This is a genomic window from Pseudomonas sp. FSL R10-1339 (assembly GCF_009600545.1).
In the GTDB taxonomy this organism is placed as follows: Bacteria; Pseudomonadota; Gammaproteobacteria; order Pseudomonadales; family Pseudomonadaceae; genus Aquipseudomonas; species Aquipseudomonas bubulae.
The window spans coordinates 1-15,404 of the sequence record NZ_WIVQ01000037.1 but is presented as its reverse complement, the minus strand read 5'-3'; the positions used below and the strand labels follow the sequence as shown (position 1 = coordinate 15,404).

The 15,404-nt window shown below is 61.5% G+C and carries 17 protein-coding genes; all 17 read left to right on the top strand.

Annotated elements, in window-relative coordinates:
- Positions 1 to 9 precede the first annotated feature (9 nt).
- Positions 10 to 264, top strand: a complete 255-nt coding sequence (locus GHO03_RS13075; RefSeq protein ID WP_095000884.1) for an acyl carrier protein — start codon at positions 10 to 12, stop codon at positions 262 to 264.
- Positions 261 to 806 carry a hypothetical protein gene (locus GHO03_RS13070; protein ID WP_095017712.1) on the top strand — a complete coding sequence of 182 codons (546 nt, stop codon included), beginning with the start codon at positions 261 to 263 and terminating at the stop codon, positions 804 to 806. Before GHO03_RS13075 ends, GHO03_RS13070 begins: the two co-directional genes overlap by 4 nt.
- A complete protein-coding gene (locus GHO03_RS13065) occupies positions 803 to 2,473 on the top strand; it encodes an acyl-CoA synthetase family protein (RefSeq protein WP_133144760.1) in 1,671 nt (556 codons plus the stop codon). The genes GHO03_RS13070 and GHO03_RS13065 overlap by 4 nt, the downstream gene beginning before the upstream one ends.
- A 13-nt stretch (positions 2,474 to 2,486) precedes the next feature.
- A complete protein-coding gene (locus tag GHO03_RS13060; RefSeq protein ID WP_095000881.1) occupies positions 2,487 to 3,221 on the top strand; it encodes a glycosyltransferase family 2 protein in 735 nt (244 codons plus the stop codon).
- On the top strand, positions 3,218 to 4,156 hold the full coding sequence (locus GHO03_RS13055; protein WP_095000880.1) for a glycosyl transferase: 939 nt from the start codon (positions 3,218 to 3,220) through the stop codon (positions 4,154 to 4,156). The genes GHO03_RS13060 and GHO03_RS13055 overlap by 4 nt, the downstream gene beginning before the upstream one ends.
- A complete protein-coding gene (gene hutH, locus GHO03_RS13050) occupies positions 4,137 to 5,681 on the top strand; it encodes a histidine ammonia-lyase (RefSeq protein WP_153399943.1) in 1,545 nt (514 codons plus the stop codon). Before GHO03_RS13055 ends, hutH begins: the two co-directional genes overlap by 20 nt.
- Positions 5,674 to 6,099: a thioesterase family protein gene (locus tag GHO03_RS13045; RefSeq protein ID WP_095000878.1), complete on the top strand. Its 426-nt coding sequence runs from the start codon at positions 5,674 to 5,676 to the stop codon at positions 6,097 to 6,099. The genes hutH and GHO03_RS13045 overlap by 8 nt, the downstream gene beginning before the upstream one ends.
- A complete protein-coding gene (locus GHO03_RS13040; RefSeq protein WP_256668538.1) occupies positions 6,096 to 6,806 on the top strand; it encodes an outer membrane lipoprotein carrier protein LolA in 711 nt (236 codons plus the stop codon). Before GHO03_RS13045 ends, GHO03_RS13040 begins: the two co-directional genes overlap by 4 nt.
- 43 nt (positions 6,807 to 6,849) lie before the next feature.
- Positions 6,850 to 9,111 (top strand): MMPL family transporter, encoded by a 2,262-nt coding sequence (locus GHO03_RS13035; RefSeq protein ID WP_372241740.1) that lies wholly within the window; start codon positions 6,850 to 6,852, stop codon positions 9,109 to 9,111.
- Positions 9,105 to 10,268 (top strand): sodium:proton antiporter, encoded by a 1,164-nt coding sequence (locus tag GHO03_RS13030; protein ID WP_095020169.1) that lies wholly within the window; start codon positions 9,105 to 9,107, stop codon positions 10,266 to 10,268. The genes GHO03_RS13035 and GHO03_RS13030 overlap by 7 nt, the downstream gene beginning before the upstream one ends.
- A gap of 2 nt (positions 10,269 to 10,270) precedes the next feature.
- Complete coding sequence (locus GHO03_RS13025) at positions 10,271 to 11,503, top strand: NAD(P)/FAD-dependent oxidoreductase (protein ID WP_153399941.1); 1,233 nt, start codon at positions 10,271 to 10,273, stop codon at positions 11,501 to 11,503.
- On the top strand, positions 11,500 to 12,255 hold the full coding sequence (locus tag GHO03_RS13020) for a class I SAM-dependent methyltransferase (protein WP_095000874.1): 756 nt from the start codon (positions 11,500 to 11,502) through the stop codon (positions 12,253 to 12,255). The genes GHO03_RS13025 and GHO03_RS13020 overlap by 4 nt, the downstream gene beginning before the upstream one ends.
- Before the next feature lie 5 nt (positions 12,256 to 12,260).
- Positions 12,261 to 12,779 carry a DUF3261 domain-containing protein gene (locus tag GHO03_RS13015; protein WP_165484595.1) on the top strand — a complete coding sequence of 173 codons (519 nt, stop codon included), beginning with the start codon at positions 12,261 to 12,263 and terminating at the stop codon, positions 12,777 to 12,779.
- Positions 12,776 to 13,963, top strand: a complete 1,188-nt coding sequence (locus GHO03_RS13010; protein WP_133144762.1) for a beta-ketoacyl-[acyl-carrier-protein] synthase family protein — start codon at positions 12,776 to 12,778, stop codon at positions 13,961 to 13,963. The genes GHO03_RS13015 and GHO03_RS13010 overlap by 4 nt, the downstream gene beginning before the upstream one ends.
- On the top strand, positions 13,960 to 14,427 hold the full coding sequence (locus GHO03_RS13005; protein ID WP_095017717.1) for a hotdog family protein: 468 nt from the start codon (positions 13,960 to 13,962) through the stop codon (positions 14,425 to 14,427). Before GHO03_RS13010 ends, GHO03_RS13005 begins: the two co-directional genes overlap by 4 nt.
- Entirely contained in the window at positions 14,420 to 15,148 is a 729-nt protein-coding gene (gene fabG, locus GHO03_RS13000; protein WP_095000870.1) for a 3-oxoacyl-ACP reductase FabG, read from the top strand. Before GHO03_RS13005 ends, fabG begins: the two co-directional genes overlap by 8 nt.
- On the top strand, positions 15,148 to 15,404 hold a 257-nt coding region (locus GHO03_RS12995; RefSeq protein WP_306108794.1), incomplete at its 3' end, for a beta-ketoacyl synthase N-terminal-like domain-containing protein. The genes fabG and GHO03_RS12995, both read left to right, overlap by 1 nt.

The window sequence follows — 15,404 nt, the reverse complement described above, 5'->3', positions numbered from 1 at the left end:
GACCGAACCATGCAAAACCGTGACGACATTTTCAACACCCTGCGCGACGCTCTGGTCGAACTTTTCGAACTGGAACCCGAACGCATCACCCTGGACGCCAACCTGTATCAGGATCTGGAAATCGACAGCATTGACGCTGTCGACCTGATTGACCATATCAAGCGTAAAACCGGCAAACGAATCGCCGCTGAAGAATTCAAATCGGTGCGTACCGTCAATGACGTGGTCGAGGCGGTTTACCGCCTGGTTCACGCTGACGCATGAACCGCCTGATTGGCCTCGGCCTGTTGCTGGCCGGACTGATGTACCCCTTTGCGGTGTATTTCGGCATGGCCCATTTCGCCCCGTGGCAATTCGCGCTGCTGCTGGGCAGCCTGTGGCTGGCCCGCGCCCTGACCGGCGAACGCCGCCCGGGCAGTCTGTTGATGGCGGTGATTGCATTGATGTTCTGCGCCCTGCTGGGGCTGTTCAACAGCCCGGCACTGTTGCGCTGGTACCCCGTGCTGGTCAGCACGTTCATGCTTTGCCTGTTCGGCCTGAGCCTGAAGTACGGGCCGCCAATGATCGAGCGGCTGGCGCGGTTGCGCGAGCCCGTGCTGCCCGATATTGCAATTGATTACACGCGGCAGGTGACCAAGGTCTGGTGCCTGTTCTTCATGCTAAACGGATTAGTCGCAGCCTGCCTGACGCTGTGGGCGCCGCTGAGCTGGTGGACGTTATACAACGGCCTGATCGCCTACGCGCTGATGGGGCTGCTGTTTTTCATTGAATGGCTGATACGACAAAAGGTAAGAGGCCGGGCATGAATTGGATAAATCTTGAGCACCTGTTGCTCAAGGGGCACGCAGATCGCCGGGTCAGCGTTGACCCCGAGCTGAACCACGACACCCTGCGTGAACGGGCCCTGCGCCTGGCGGGCGGCCTGCAACAGCGCGGCGTGCGACGCGTTGCCGTACACCTTGAAGATGCCGCCGAGCTGGCGCAGGCCTTGCTCGGTGCCTGGCAGGCCGGAGTCAGCGTGCTCTTGCCCGCCGACCTGCAAGCGCAAACCCGCCTTCGATGGGACAGCCAGGTTGACCTGTGGATAACTCAAAGCGAAGAGTTGCAGGACCTGTACGCCGATCCTCTGCCTGCAGCGCAACTGGATCTGGACCAGTGCCAGCTCAGTTTGTGCACCTCGGGCTCCAGCGGCGAACCCAAACGGATCGACAAAAGCCTGCGCCAGATGGCCAACGAGGTTCAGGCACTGGAGCAACTGTGGGGTGCTGATCTGGGTGATGCATGCATTATTGCCAGTGTGGCGGCGCAGCACATCTACGGGCTGTTGTTCCGTGTGTTGTGGCCTCTGTGCGCAGGCCGCAGCTTTGTACGCAAACAACTGGCCTTCCCTGAAGACATGCAACGCGCCAGCCGTGAGCACGCTGCTTTTGCCTGGATCGCCAGCCCGGCCTTGCTCAAGCGCATGGCCGACAACCTCGACTGGCCGGCGTTAAGCTCGGTCCGCCGAGTATTTTCTTCTGGCGGTGCCCTGCCCGAAGAAGCAGCCCGGACGCTGTTCGAACGCCTGGGCCAGTGGCCGACCGAGATCCTCGGTAGCTCCGAAACCGGCGGTATCGCCTGGCGTCAGGGGCAACACCTGTGGCAGCCCTTTGCCGATGTGCAATTGAGCCAGAGCAGTGACGGCGCCTTGATCATCGCCTCTAGCTACTTGCCCAAGGGCCATGTCGAACACACGGCTGATGCCGCCCGTATTGAAGCCGACGGGCGATTTGAGTTGCTCGGGCGACTGGATCGCATCGTCAAACTCGAAGAGAAACGTATTTCCCTGCCAATGCTGGAGCAGGCGCTGGTCTCCCATGACTGGGTAGCCGAAGCCCGCCTGGGCGTGGTGCATGACAAACGCGCCTCACTGGGCGCCCTGCTGGTGCTCAGCGCCAGTGGCCTGTTTGCCCTGCGCGAACAGGGGCGCCGAGCCCTGACCCACACCCTGCGCCAGCACTTGAGTCAGCACTGCGAAACCGTGGCCTTGCCGCGCCGCTGGCGTTTGCTGCGCCAGTTACCACTCAACAGCCAGGGCAAGCTGCCACAGGCCCGAGTCGATGCATTGTTACTCGCACCCCGGCCCAAGCTGCCGGAAGTGTTGAGCCAAAGCGAAGACGCCGGTCAGTGGACGCTGAAACTGTCGATCCCGCCGGACCTGGCGTTCTTCAGCGGCCATTTCCCCAAAACACCGGTGTTGCCGGGTGTGGTGCAAGTGGACTGGGCAATGGTGTTGGGCCAGCAACTGCTCGATCTGCCGCCGCGTTTTGCCGGGATGGAAGTACTCAAGTTCCAGCAACTGGTGCGCCCCGGGGACGCCATTGAATTAACCCTGCGCTTTGACAGCGAACGCGCAAAATTGCACTTCGCCTACCGCAACGCCACTGCACCCTGTTCCAGTGGTCGCATCGTGCTGGAGGCCCCCTGTGGATAACAGTAATAGTCCCGTGCATAACCCCTGCGCCGTGATCCCGGTGTACAACCACGAAACCGCCGTGCCTGGCGTGGTCGCGGCCCTGCGCGCCGCCGGTTTGCCCTGTGTGCTGGTCGACGACGCCAGCAGCCCCGCTTGCGCCGCTGTTCTGGGTGAGCTTGCCCGTGGCGAAAACATCTTCCTCATTCGTCTGGCCGTCAATCAGGGCAAAGGCGGCGCAGTCATGGCCGGTCTTCGTGAAGCCATGCAACTGGGCTTTACCCATGCCCTGCAAGTGGATGCAGATGGCCAGCACGATCTGCGCAACGTCGCTACTTTCATGCGGGTTTCACAGCAAAACCCTGCAGCGCTGGTTTGCGGTTACCCACAGTACGATGCCAGCGTGCCCAAGGGCCGCCTGTATGCGCGTTACCTGACCCATGTGTGGGTGTGGATCAACAGCCTTTCATTGCAGATTCCCGACTCGATGTGCGGTTTTCGGGTCTACCCGCTGGCGCCGACCCTCGCACTGATCAACTCGGTAACGCTGGGCAAGCGCATGGATTTCGACCCCGAGATCCTGGTTCGCCTGGCGTGGCGCAACCAGCCGATGTGCTGGCTGCCGACCCAGGTCCACTACCCGCAGGACGGTCTCTCGCACTTTCGCCTGTTCCATGACAATGCGCTGATTTCGAGCATGCACACCAAGCTGTTTTTCGGCATGTTGATACGCTTGCCGGGCATCCTCTGGAGGCGCTGCAAAGCATGAATGAACCTCAACAGCATTGGGCTGCCCACAAAGAGCGCGGCAGTTTCCGGCTGATGAAGCTCACCGCCCTGGGCGTCAGGTTGCTGGGCCGACGTGTGCTCAGCCCAGTGCTTTACGCCATTGTGCTGTACTTCTTTGTGTTCGGCGGCCGCGCACGACGCAGCATCTGGCAATACCAGCAGCGCCTGGCCGACTGGAGCGAGCAAAGCGAGTTGCGCCCTACTCGCTGGCGGGTATTCGGGCAGTTCATGGCGTTTGCCGACGCCCTGCTCGACAAGCTCGATGTATGGAATGGCCGTCTCAAGATCGAAGACATCGAAATCGTTGACCCCGCGCTGCTGCGCAATCAACTGCGCGGCGAACGCGGGCAGATGCTGGTAGGCGCCCACTTGGGGAACCTTGAAGTCTGCCGTGCGCTCGCCGAACTGGGCGAGCAGGTGACCATGAATGTGCTGGTTCACACCCGGCATGCCGAACACTTCAACCGCCTGCTGGGCGAAGCCGGGGCCAGCCATTTACGGTTGATTCAGGTCAGTGAACTCAACCCGGCGGTGATGCTGCAACTCAACCAGCGCCTGGAAAACGGCGAATGGCTGGCCATCGCCGGTGACCGCGTACCACTCAATGGCGGGCGCCATATAGAGGTCGGTTTCCTCGGCTATACGGCAGCATTCCCCCAAGGCCCGTGGTTGCTGGCAGGACTGCTCAAATGCCCGGTCAATTTGATGTTCTGCCTCAAACACAAAGGCCGTTATCGAGTCATCCTCGAACCCTTTGCCCGCGAAGTGGTGTGGCGACGCAATAACCGCGAGCAGGTGATCGACGACTGGGCCACGCTCTACGCCGACCGCCTGGGCTACTACTGCCTGCAGGCACCGCAACAATGGTTCAACTTTTACCCTTTCTGGAAGACCGATGACGACGCATCCGCATGAGCCAGTAACCTTCGGCCAAACCCCGTTGCGCATTGAAGACGTGCTGGCCCTGGCCAATCGTCAGGCGCCAACGCGGCTGCAGGACGACCCCGACTACCGCGAGCGCATCGCCAAGGGCGCGCGCTTTCTCGACTCGCTGCTGGACAAGGAAGGCGTGATCTATGGCGTAACCACCGGCTACGGCGACTCCTGCGTGGTTGCGGTGCCGCTGGAGCACGTCGAAGCCTTGCCCCGCCACCTCTATACCTTCCACGGTTGCGGCCTGGGCAAATTGCTCGATGCGCAAGCCATCCGCGCGGTGCTTGCGGCACGCTTGCAGTCGCTGTGCCACGGCGTGTCGGGGGTGCGCATAGAGTTGCTGGAACGATTGCAGGCTTTTATTGCCCACGACATCCTGCCACTGATCCCCGAAGAAGGCTCGGTGGGGGCCAGTGGCGACCTGACGCCACTGTCTTACGTGGCCGCAACCCTGTCGGGCGAACGCGAAGTCCTGTTCAAGGGCGAGCGCCGCCTTGCAGCAGATGTGCACCGGGAACTGGGCTGGACACCGCTGATACTTCGGCCCAAGGAAGCGCTGGCACTGATGAACGGTACCGCCGTGATGACCGGCCTCGCCTGCCTGGCCTATGCCCGCGCCGACTACCTGCTCAAACTGGCCACGCGCATCACCGCCCTCAACGTGGTGGCGCTGCAAGGCAACCCCGAGCACTTTGACGAACGCCTGTTTGCCACCAAGCCGCACCCGGGACAAATGCAGGTCGCTGCCTGGATCCGTCAGGACCTCGCCATCGATGCCCCCACCGCACCGTTGCATCGCCTGCAAGACCGCTACTCGCTGCGTTGCGCGCCCCATGTGCTGGGCGTGCTGGCAGACAGCCTGAGCTGGCTGCGCGGGTTTATCGAGACCGAACTCAACAGCGCCAACGACAACCCGATCATTGACGCCGAAGAGGAGCGCGTACTGCACGGCGGGCACTTCTACGGCGGCCATATCGCCTTTGCGATGGACAGCCTCAAGACCTTGGTGGCCAACGTCGCCGACCTGCTCGACCGCCAGCTCGCCCTGCTGGTGGACGTGCGCTACAACCACGGCCTGCCGAGCAACCTGTCGGGCGCCAGCGCAGAACGGGCAATGCTCAACCACGGCTTTAAAGCGGTGCAGATAGGTACCAGCGCCTGGACTGCCGAGGCATTGAAAAACACCATGCCGGCCAGCGTCTTCTCACGCTCCACGGAATGCCATAACCAGGACAAGGTGAGCATGGGCACCATCGCCGCTCGTGATGCGATCCGCGTACTGGAGTTGACCGAGCAGGTGGCAGCGGCCACCTTGCTGGCTGCCCATCAGGGCGTTTGGCTGCGCAGCCGTGCCGAAGACGCTCGCCCGTTGCCGCCGGCGCTGGCGCAGATGCATGCCGAACTGGCCAAGGATTTTGCCCCCGTGGTTGAAGACCGCGCCCTGGAAGCCGAACTGCGTTTGTGCCTGAGCCGCATCGCCCAACAACACTGGAGGCTGCATGCGTAGTAAAGGGGTTTTTCACGTTGATACCGAAGTGTTGGTGCCGTTTTTCGACATCGATACCATGCACGTGGTGTGGCACGGGCATTACGTCAAATACCTCGAAGTGGCGCGCTGTGCGCTGCTTGACCATATCGGTCACAACTACACGCAGATGCTCGAAGCGGGTTATGCGTGGCCGGTGATCGACATGCAGTTGCGTTATGTCCGCGGCGCCACGTTCGGCCAGCGGATCAACGTGCGCGCCAGCCTGGTGGAATGGGAGAACCGCCTGAAGATTAATTATCTGATTAGCGATGCGGTCACGGGTGAGCGTTTGACTAGGGCAGTTACAGTGCAGGTGGCAGTTGAAATTGAGAGCCGGGAGATGCAATTGGCCTCGCCTGGGTGTTTTGTGCGGGCTGTAGAGCGGGTGCTGTCATGAATGGATCAAAAGCCCCTCACCCTAGCCCTCTCCCAAAGGGAGAGGGGATTGACCGCGGCGCACTCAAGAACTCAGCCATTCTGCCCCCTCTCCCTCTGGGAGAGGGCAAAGGCCGCACCCGTCTCTCATTGCTGTTCGCCGCCTTGCTGTTCACCCCACTGGCCCACGCCTTCGACCTGCAACAACTGAGAGAACAACTGGCCAAGCCCCAGGTGATCCACGGTGATTTCATCCAGGAAAAACACCTGCGCGCGCTGCCCAAGCCACTCACCAGCACCGGCACATTTGTCCTGGCCAAGGACCACGGCCTGCTCTGGCAACTGAAAACCCCGCTGCAACAGGATTACCGCATCAACGCCCAGGGCATCGCCCGACGCGACGGCACGCAATGGCAGATGCTCCCGGGCAAAAGCGCGGGCGCTGAGCAGAACCGTTTGTTCCTCGCTGTTTTGCAAGGCGACAGCAGCGGCCTGCAACGTGATTTCGACCTGCAATTACAAGGCGAACCCAGCCGCTGGGCGCTGACGCTGACACCACGTTCACTGCTGCTCAAGCAAGTGTTCACCCGGATCAATATTGAAGGCGGCGAGCTGGTGCAACGTATCGAACTGCAAGAAGCCCAAGGTGACAGCACGCTGCTAAAAATGCCAAACAGCGTCGGCAATCAACCCTTGAGCAACGCGGAGCAAAACGACTTTGCGCAGTGAGCGCTGGCTGCCACGGGCCTTTCTGGTTCTGTTGCTGGCCGTGATGGCACTGGCTGGCTGGCAGTGGCGCCACGGTGCGCCGCTGTCGGCCAACCTGATGGAGCTGGTGCCGGGCGACACACCGGATGCGCTGGAGCTCAGCGCCGAACAGCGCATGCAAGAGCCCCTGAACCGCGAAATGCTGGTGCTGGTCGCCAGTGCAGACCGTCAGCAGGCGATCGCCAGCGCTCAACAATTGGGCGAGCAATGGCAAGCCAGCGGCCTGTTTGAAAAGGTCCAGTGGGACCTGCAAGCCGACCTCCCGGCCCTGCGCGAGCAACTGCTGCGCGGGCGTCTGGCGATGCTCTCGAACGCCGACCGTACCCAGTTGATCGAACACCCCGAGGCCTTTATCCAGCAGCGGGTGCAGGCGTTGTTCGACCCCTTTACCGGCTTTAGCCTGGTGCCCAGCCAGGATGACTGGCTGGGCCTGACCGGTCGCATTCAAAACAGCCAGCCGCAACGCGGTGCGGTGCAACTGGACATTGGCAGCGGCGCCCTGATTGCCGATGCCGACGGCAAAAGCTGGGTGCTGTTGCGCGCCCGTACGCAAGGCAATGCATTCGATATGAAGCTGCCTCTGCGGGTCGCCGAACTGCTCGAACAGAGCCGTGAGCAGGTCGCTAAAAACGACGTGCAATTACTCGCCGCCAGCGGCCTGCTGTATGCCGCCAGCGGGCAACAACAAGCCAGCCGGGAAATCACCTGGGTCGGCGGTGGTGCAACGGTGGGTATTTTGCTGCTGTTGCTGCTGGCCTTCCGGCGCTGGCGCGTGCTGCTAGCCTTCGTTCCAGTGCTGGTGGGCATGCTGTTTGGCGCCGTGGCCTGTGTCGCGTGGTTTGGCAGCATGCACGTGATGACACTGGTGCTGGGCTCCAGCCTGATCGGCGTGGCGGTGGATTACCCCCTGCATTACCTGTCCAAAAGCTGGAGCCTGAGACCCTGGCGCAGCTGGCCCGCCTTGCGCCTGACCTTGCCCGGTCTGAGCCTGAGCCTGGCCACCAGTTGCATCGGTTATCTGGCGCTGGCTTTCACGCCCTTCCCGGCGTTGACACAAATCGCCCTTTTTTCCGCGGCCGGGTTGATCGGCGCTTACTTGAGTGCGGTGTGCCTGCTGCCGGCGCTGCTCAAAGGCGTCGAGTTGCGTCCTGCGCAATGGCCACTGAACATTGCGCAAAGTCTGCTTGATGCACGCGCAGCACTGCTGGAAAAAGTCCCGACGGCTGCGCTGCTGGCACTGCTGCTGACCTTTTGTGCCGCCGGCTTGTGGCAGCTCACCAGCAAAAACGACATCCGCCAATGGGTCGGCGCCCCGCCACAGTTGATGAACGAAGCCCAGGCCATTGCGCGCATCACCGGCTATCAGCCAACCAGCCAGTTCTTTCTGGTACGCGCCGACAACGAACAGCAATTACTGGAGCGCCAGAGCAGCCTGAGCCAGCGCCTGGAACAGTTGATCGGCAGCGGCAAGTTGCAAGGCTTTCTGGCCCTCAACCAACTGGTCAGCCAGCCCGGCGAGCAACAACGATTGCGCGCCGCCCTCAGCGCGCTGCCTCAACACTGGCAGCCGCTGCTGGCGCTGGGCGTACCCGAAAGCGCCTTGCAAACCGAGCTGGCGCAGTTGCAAGCCTTGCCCGATCAGTCAATCGACGATGCGCTGGCAGGCCCGTTGGCCGAACCATGGCGAGCACTATGGCTGGGCAAAAATACCGACGGCGTCGCCGCGATGGTCAGCCTGCAAGGTTTAAATGATGCCAGCCTGTTGCGTGCGCAAACGCAGGACTTGCCCGGTGTGAAACTGGTGGATCGCCTGGGGGACTTGAACAAAGTGTTTGCGGCCACACAAATCAGCGCTGCTGAGTTGAAGCTGTTGTCATGCGCGCTGATCGTCGTGCTATTGATCGCTCCGTTCGGCTTTGGCGGAGCATTGCGCATCGTTGCGCTGCCGCTCCTCGCCGCCCTGTGCAGCCTCGCCAGCCTTGGCTGGCTGGGCCAGCCGCTGACCTTGTTCAGCCTGTTCGGCTTATTGCTGGTCACCGCCATCAGCGTCGACTACGCGATCCTGATGCGCGAGCAAATCGGTGGTGCGGCCGTCAGCTTGCTGGGCACCTTGCTGGCCGCCCTGACCACATGGCTGTCGTTTGGCTTGCTGGCGGTGTCGAGTACACCGGCGGTGAGCAATTTCGGCTTGTCGGTGAGCCTGGGGTTGGCGTTCAGCTTTATCCTCGCCCCCTGGGCCGGTAAACAGGAGCATAAGCCGTGTTGACGGGTCTGTTCTGGCTGCTGGCGTTAGTCCTGTTTGCGCTGGCCACTCACGTGGGTCGGCGCTTTCGCATGATCCCGATTGTCAGCCAGTTGTTGCTGGCGTCCATCGGTTTGCCGTTGCTGATGCTGTTCTGGATCGAGCCGCACTGGCAGCTCAACGGTGCGCAACTGGTGGCGCCGGTCTGGCTCAAAAGCCTTTACAGCCTGAGCTTCGCCCTGTTGCTGGGGACCATTTTGAGCGACGTGATTGATCTGCGACTGGACCGCCAGAGCCTGAAAATCGCCCTGCCCAGCTTTGCCGTGCCCTTCGTCAGCGGGCTCGCCTGCGCCGTCTGGCTGTTGCCCGAGCAACCCTGGCTGAATTCGCTGGCCGTGGGGCTGGTGTTTGCCATCACTGCCATCCCGGTGCTGTACCTGTACCTGCGCCATATCGACTACCCGCCTGCTGCCTCCCGTCGCCTGGTGCAAAGCGCAATTGTGATCGACCTGACCTGCTGGAGCCTGTTCGGCCTGGCCCAGGGCAGCCTGAACCTGAGCAGTGTATTACTGCCGCTGGCCGGGGCTTTATTGCCGCTGCTGATGCGCGGCCTGCGCATTCGTCAGCCGCTGTGCTACAGCCTGAGTTTTTTCGCACTGTTGGTGGTGGCTGAACATTACCGCCTCAATGCGTTGATATTTGGCGTCGGCTATCTGGTCTGCATGGCATGGCTCAAGGTACCGCTGGTGATGCCGTTAAAGGCCGTGTGGCTTGAGCGCATGCAGACCACGCTGGCGATCCCGCTGATTCTGACGTTCGGCATTGTGCAGATTGATGTACACAGCGCCCTGGGCCAGATAAGCCCGCTGCAACTGGCGGCCCTGTTGCTTCTGCCGATGGCCAGCAAACTGCTGGGCAACTGGCTCGGACTGAGCTGGGCCACGCCCTCGTTTGCAGGCGCCAGCCGATGGCGTGAGAGCCTGCTGCTGAACATTCGCGGGTTGAGTGAGATCGTATTCCTCAACTTGCTGCTGCAACAACAGCTGATCAGTCCCGCGTTGTACTTCGCGTTGATACTGATGAGCCTCATCGCCACGCTGCTGCCGGCGCTGGCGGGTATGAGCAACCCCCCCTTGAAGTCTGCCGTGGTACCCGGCAAGGAGCGCCTGTGTCAGGAATAGAAATGGAACGTCGTCAGGTTGTAGTCATCGGTGCAGGACCGTCCGGCGCCATTGCCTCGGCCCTACTTAAACGCAAGGGCCACGATGTGCTGGTTATCGAGCGCCAGCACTTCCCGCGCTTTTCGATTGGCGAAAGCCTGCTTTCGCACTGCATCGACTTCATCGAAGAAGCGGGCATGCTGGACGCGGTGCAGGCCGCCGGCTTCCAGCTGAAAAACGGTGCTGCCTTCGCCTGGGGCGAGCAATACAGCGCCTTCGATTTTGGTGACACTTTCAGTAACGGCAAACCCACCACCTTTCAGGTGCAACGCGCGGACTTCGACAAACTGCTGGCCGATCAAGCCGCGCTGCAAGGTGTCGAAATCCGTTATGGCGAAACCGTGATCAGCACGGATATCGAGCGTGCCAAACCGCTCCTGCACATTGAGCGCGAAGACACCAGCCGTTATCAGGTTGAAGCTGACTTCATTCTCGACGCCAGCGGCTACGGCCGCGTATTGCCGCGCTTGCTCGACCTTGAAGCACCGTCGAACTTTCCGCTGCGTCAGGCGGTGTTTACCCACGTGGAAGACCGTATCGATTACGCAGGTTTTGATCGCAACAAAATCCTTATTACCACCCACCCGACCCAGCGCGACATCTGGTTCTGGAGCATCCCGTTCAGCAATGGCCGCACGTCGGTGGGCGTGGTGGCGGCAGCCGGGCATTTCGAAGGCCGCAGTGAAAACCTCGACACCTGCCTGCGCAGTTTTATCGATGAAACCCCCAGCCTGCAACGGGTGCTGGCCAATGCCGTATGGGACACTCCGGCCCGTACCCTGGGCGGTTACTCGGCCAACGTCAAAACCCTGCACGGCCCTGGTTTTGCACTATTGGGCAACGCTGCCGAGTTCCTCGACCCGGTGTTCTCCTCGGGCGTAACCATCGCCATGCGTTCAGCGAGCATGGCGGCGGGCGTGCTGCACCGTCAGTTGCAAGGCGAGGCGGTGGACTGGCAAAGCGAGTTTGCCGAACCGCTCAAGCGCGGGGTCGACACCTTCCGTTGCTATGTTGAAGGCTGGTACGCCGGCACCTTCCAGGACGTGATCTACCACCCCGGTAGCCAGCCGCATATTCGCAGCATGATCAGCTCGATCCTGGCCGGTTATGCCTGGGACGAAAGCAACCCCTTTGTCAGCGAGTCCAGGCGCCGTTTGCGCATGCTGTCGGATATCTGCGCCACGGAGCCCGCATGAAACCTCTGAGCGATACCTACGTTGAAGAAACCCGCCTGGGGTTCTGGTTCTTGCGCAGCCACACCTGGCAGCACCATGTACTGCGGGTGGCCATCAATGACCTGCGCAGCCTGTTCAGTGATGAACTGCCAACCGCGCCGGTGATCCTCGATGCCGGTTGCGGCCAGGGCAAATCGTTCCAATACCTGGACAAAACCTTCGCACCGAAGCGCCTGATCGGCCTCGATGCTGATCCCCTGAGCCTGCACTTGAGCGCCGAAGAAGCCCGGCGTCAGGGCATCGACATTGAGCTGATCGGCAGCGATTGCGCTGAGCTGAAGGTGGCCGATGACAGCATCGACATCCTGTTCTGTCACCAGACTTTTCATCACCTGGTGCAACAGGACCGGGCATTGGCCGAGTTCTACCGGGTGCTCAAGCCCGGTGGTTACTTGCTGTTTGCCGAGTCCACCGAAGCCTATATCGATACCTGGGTGATCCGCTGGCTGTTCCGTCACCCCATGCATGTGCAAAAAAGCGCAGCGCAATACCTGGAGATGATCCGTGACCAGGGCTTTGAATTTGAGCCACAGAATATCTCCTATCCTTACCTGTGGTGGAGTCGCTCCAAGGACTTCGGCCTGTTGGAGCGGGTTGGCTTGCTAAAGCCAAAACCGGTGGGCCAGCGTGATGAAACCCTGGTCAACGTGGTGGCGCGCAAACCCCAATCCCCTGTGGGAGCGGGTTTACTCGCGACAGGATCGCTGCTGTGAATCAGATGAACCGAGTTGCCTGCATCGCGAGCAAGCCCGCTCCCACACGGATAATGTTTGTGTGGTTAGTGATATGCATGCTGCTCAGTAGCTGCACCAGCTTGCCGCTGCCCAGGAAAACGCCAACCCTGGCCCTGCCCATGCAATTGCATATCCAGCGCGAACAGGCCGAACAACGGCAAGACTGGTTGCTGGTGATCCAGCAGCAAGGACCTGCCCTACGCTGGTCGCTGATGGACCCCCTGGGTATTCCGCTGGCGCGCCAATTACTGCAAGACGGCACCTGGCAGGCTGACGGTCTGTTGCCGCCCAACCCCGAGGCCCGCGAACTCTTCGCCGCGCTATTGTTTGCACTGACACCGGCAACTGAGCTGGCGGACAATTATCCACAAGCAAAAACTGCGGCTGACTTGCGAGTTATTGAACAGCGCTGGCAAGTGCACTACCAGCAACCCGAGGCATTTCGCATCGATATGAAGGGCGATCTGCATTACACAATCAGCCCGCTGGAGGCCGCCCCATGACTGCTTACCTCAACGCACTGGGCGTGGTCTGCTCTCTGGGCCGAGGCCCCGCCGAAGTGGCGAGCAAACTGTTTGCCGGTGACTGCTCGGGCATGCAGCGGCATAGCGGCTGGGTGCCTGAACGCTCGCCGACCATCGGCGCGGTAAGCGGCGAACTGGCAGCGACCCCCGCGGGGCTCGAACAGCAAAACAGCCGCAACAACCGACTGTTGCTCGAAGCCGCATTGCAAATACAGGGCGATATTGAGCAAGCAATCGCTACTTTCGGCCGCGATCGTATTGCCATCGTGCTGGGCACCAGTACCTCGGGCATTGATGAAGCCAGTCAGGGCATTGCCCATTACCTGCAGCATCAGCAGTTCCCCGCTGATTACAGCTATCAGCAACAAGAGCTGAGTGCACCGGCCACGTTCCTGGCCGACTGGCTGAACATCAGCGGGCCGGCCTATGTGATCTCCACCGCCTGTACCTCCAGCGCCCGGGCGCTGATGAGCGCCCAGCGGTTGCTGGACATGAACCTGTGCGACGTAGTGCTGTGCGGCGGTGTCGACACGCTATGCAAATTGACGCTCAACGGTTTTTCGGCGCTGGAAGCGGTGGCGGATGAGCGCTGCAACCCGTTTTCGGTCAACCGTCGAGGCATCAATATCGGCGAAGCGGCAGCGCTGTTCTTGATGAGCAGGCACCCCGCCAACGGCCACACCATCGCTCTGCTCGGCGCAGGCGCCAGCAGTGACGCGCACCATATTTCCGCCCCGGAGCCCAGCGGCCGCGGCGCCGTACAAGCCATGCACAAAGCCTTGGGCCGCGCGGGTTTACAGTCCGCTCAGATCGGTTACCTGAACCTGCATGGCACCGCCACCCAGCACAACGATGCGATGGAAAGCCACGCCGTGTCGCAGGTGTTCGCCAACGGTGTGCCGTGTTCGTCGACCAAACCCATGACCGGCCATACCCTGGGTGCGGCTGGCGCGCTGGAAGCTGCCTTCTGCTGGCTGAGCCTGAGCCACGGTGGTGCTTTGGCGCCCCATGTCTGGGACGGCCAAGGCGACCCGGCGCTGCCGGCGCTAAACTGGGTTACCCCCGGCCAGACCCTCGCACCCGCCCCACAGCGCTGCCTGATGAGCAATTCGTTTGCCTTCGGCGGCAATAACGTCAGCCTGATTATCGGAGAGGCCCCATGATTGACTGGCCACTCGCCGAACTGCTGCCCCACGCTGGCGACATGATCCTGATCGATCAGGTCCTGGCGTTTGATGAAGAGCAGATTGAAACCCGCCTGATCGTAAAAGCCGGCGGCCTGTTCAACCGCGAAGACGGTAGCCTGCCCGCCTGGACAGGCATTGAATTGATGGCGCAAAGCGTCGCGGCCTACGCCGGTTGTCGCGCCCGCTTGCAGGGCCGCCCCGTGGCGCTGGGCTTTTTGTTGGGCACACGTAAATTTGAATGTAACGTCGAACATTTCCCGCTCGGCGCCCCGCTGCATATCCACGCCCTGCGCTCACTGGAAGACGACAACGGCATGGGCGTATTCGAGTGTCACCTCACCGGCCCCGGTATCCATGCCAGCGCCCGCCTGAACGTGTTCCGTCCGCCCCAGGCTGACACCTACCTTGCTCAAACACCCCGGGAGACCCGCCATGACTGAGTCCATTCTGGTCACAGGTTCCAGCCGTGGCATTGGCCGCGCCATCGCCTTGCGCCTGGCCCAAGCCGGCTTCGATCTGGTCCTGCATTGCCGTAGCGGCCGCAGCGAAGCCGATGCCGTCATGGCCGAAGTACACGCCTTGGGTCGCAGTGCCCGGGTGTTGCAATTCGACGTATCGGATCGCACCCAATGCAAAGCCATTCTGGAAGCCGACGTTGAAACCCACGGCGCCTACTACGGCGTAGTGCTCAATGCCGGCCTGACTCGCGACGGCGCCTTTCCAGCGCTGAGCGAAGACGATTGGGACGTGGTGATGCGCACCAACCTCGACGGCTTTTACAACGTGCTGCACCCGGTGATGATGCCGATGATCCGCCGCCGCGCAGCCGGGCGTATCGTCTGCATTACTTCGGTCTCGGGCCTGATCGGCAACCGCGGGCAGGTCAACTACAGCGCTTCCAAGGCCGGTTTGATCGGCGCCGCCAAGGCTCTGGCCATCGAGCTGGGCAAACGCAAAATCACCGTCAACTGCGTCGCGCCGGGGCTGATCGACACCGCCATGCTTGACGAAAACGTACCGGTAGACGAACTGATGAAAATGATCCCCGCCCAACGCATGGGCACCCCCGAAGAAGTCGCAGGGGCGGTCAACTTTTTGATGTCGGCCGAAGCGGGCTATATCACCCGCCAGGTGCTGGCCGTCAACGGAGGGTTGTGCTGATGAAACGCGTCGTTGTCACCGGCATGGCCGGTATCACCTCGCTGGGCATTGACTGGGCCAGTATCGAAGCCAACTTTGTGGTCGGGCGCAGCGGTATCCGGCGCATGGACGAGTGGGACCGGTTCGCTGAACTTAACACCCGACTGGCCGGCCCCATTGATGACTTTGTGGTGCCCGCCCACTGGACCCGCAAGCAACTGCGCAGCATGGGCCGCGTGTCGCGGCTGGCCGTCGGCGCTGCAGAGCAGGCCCTGCA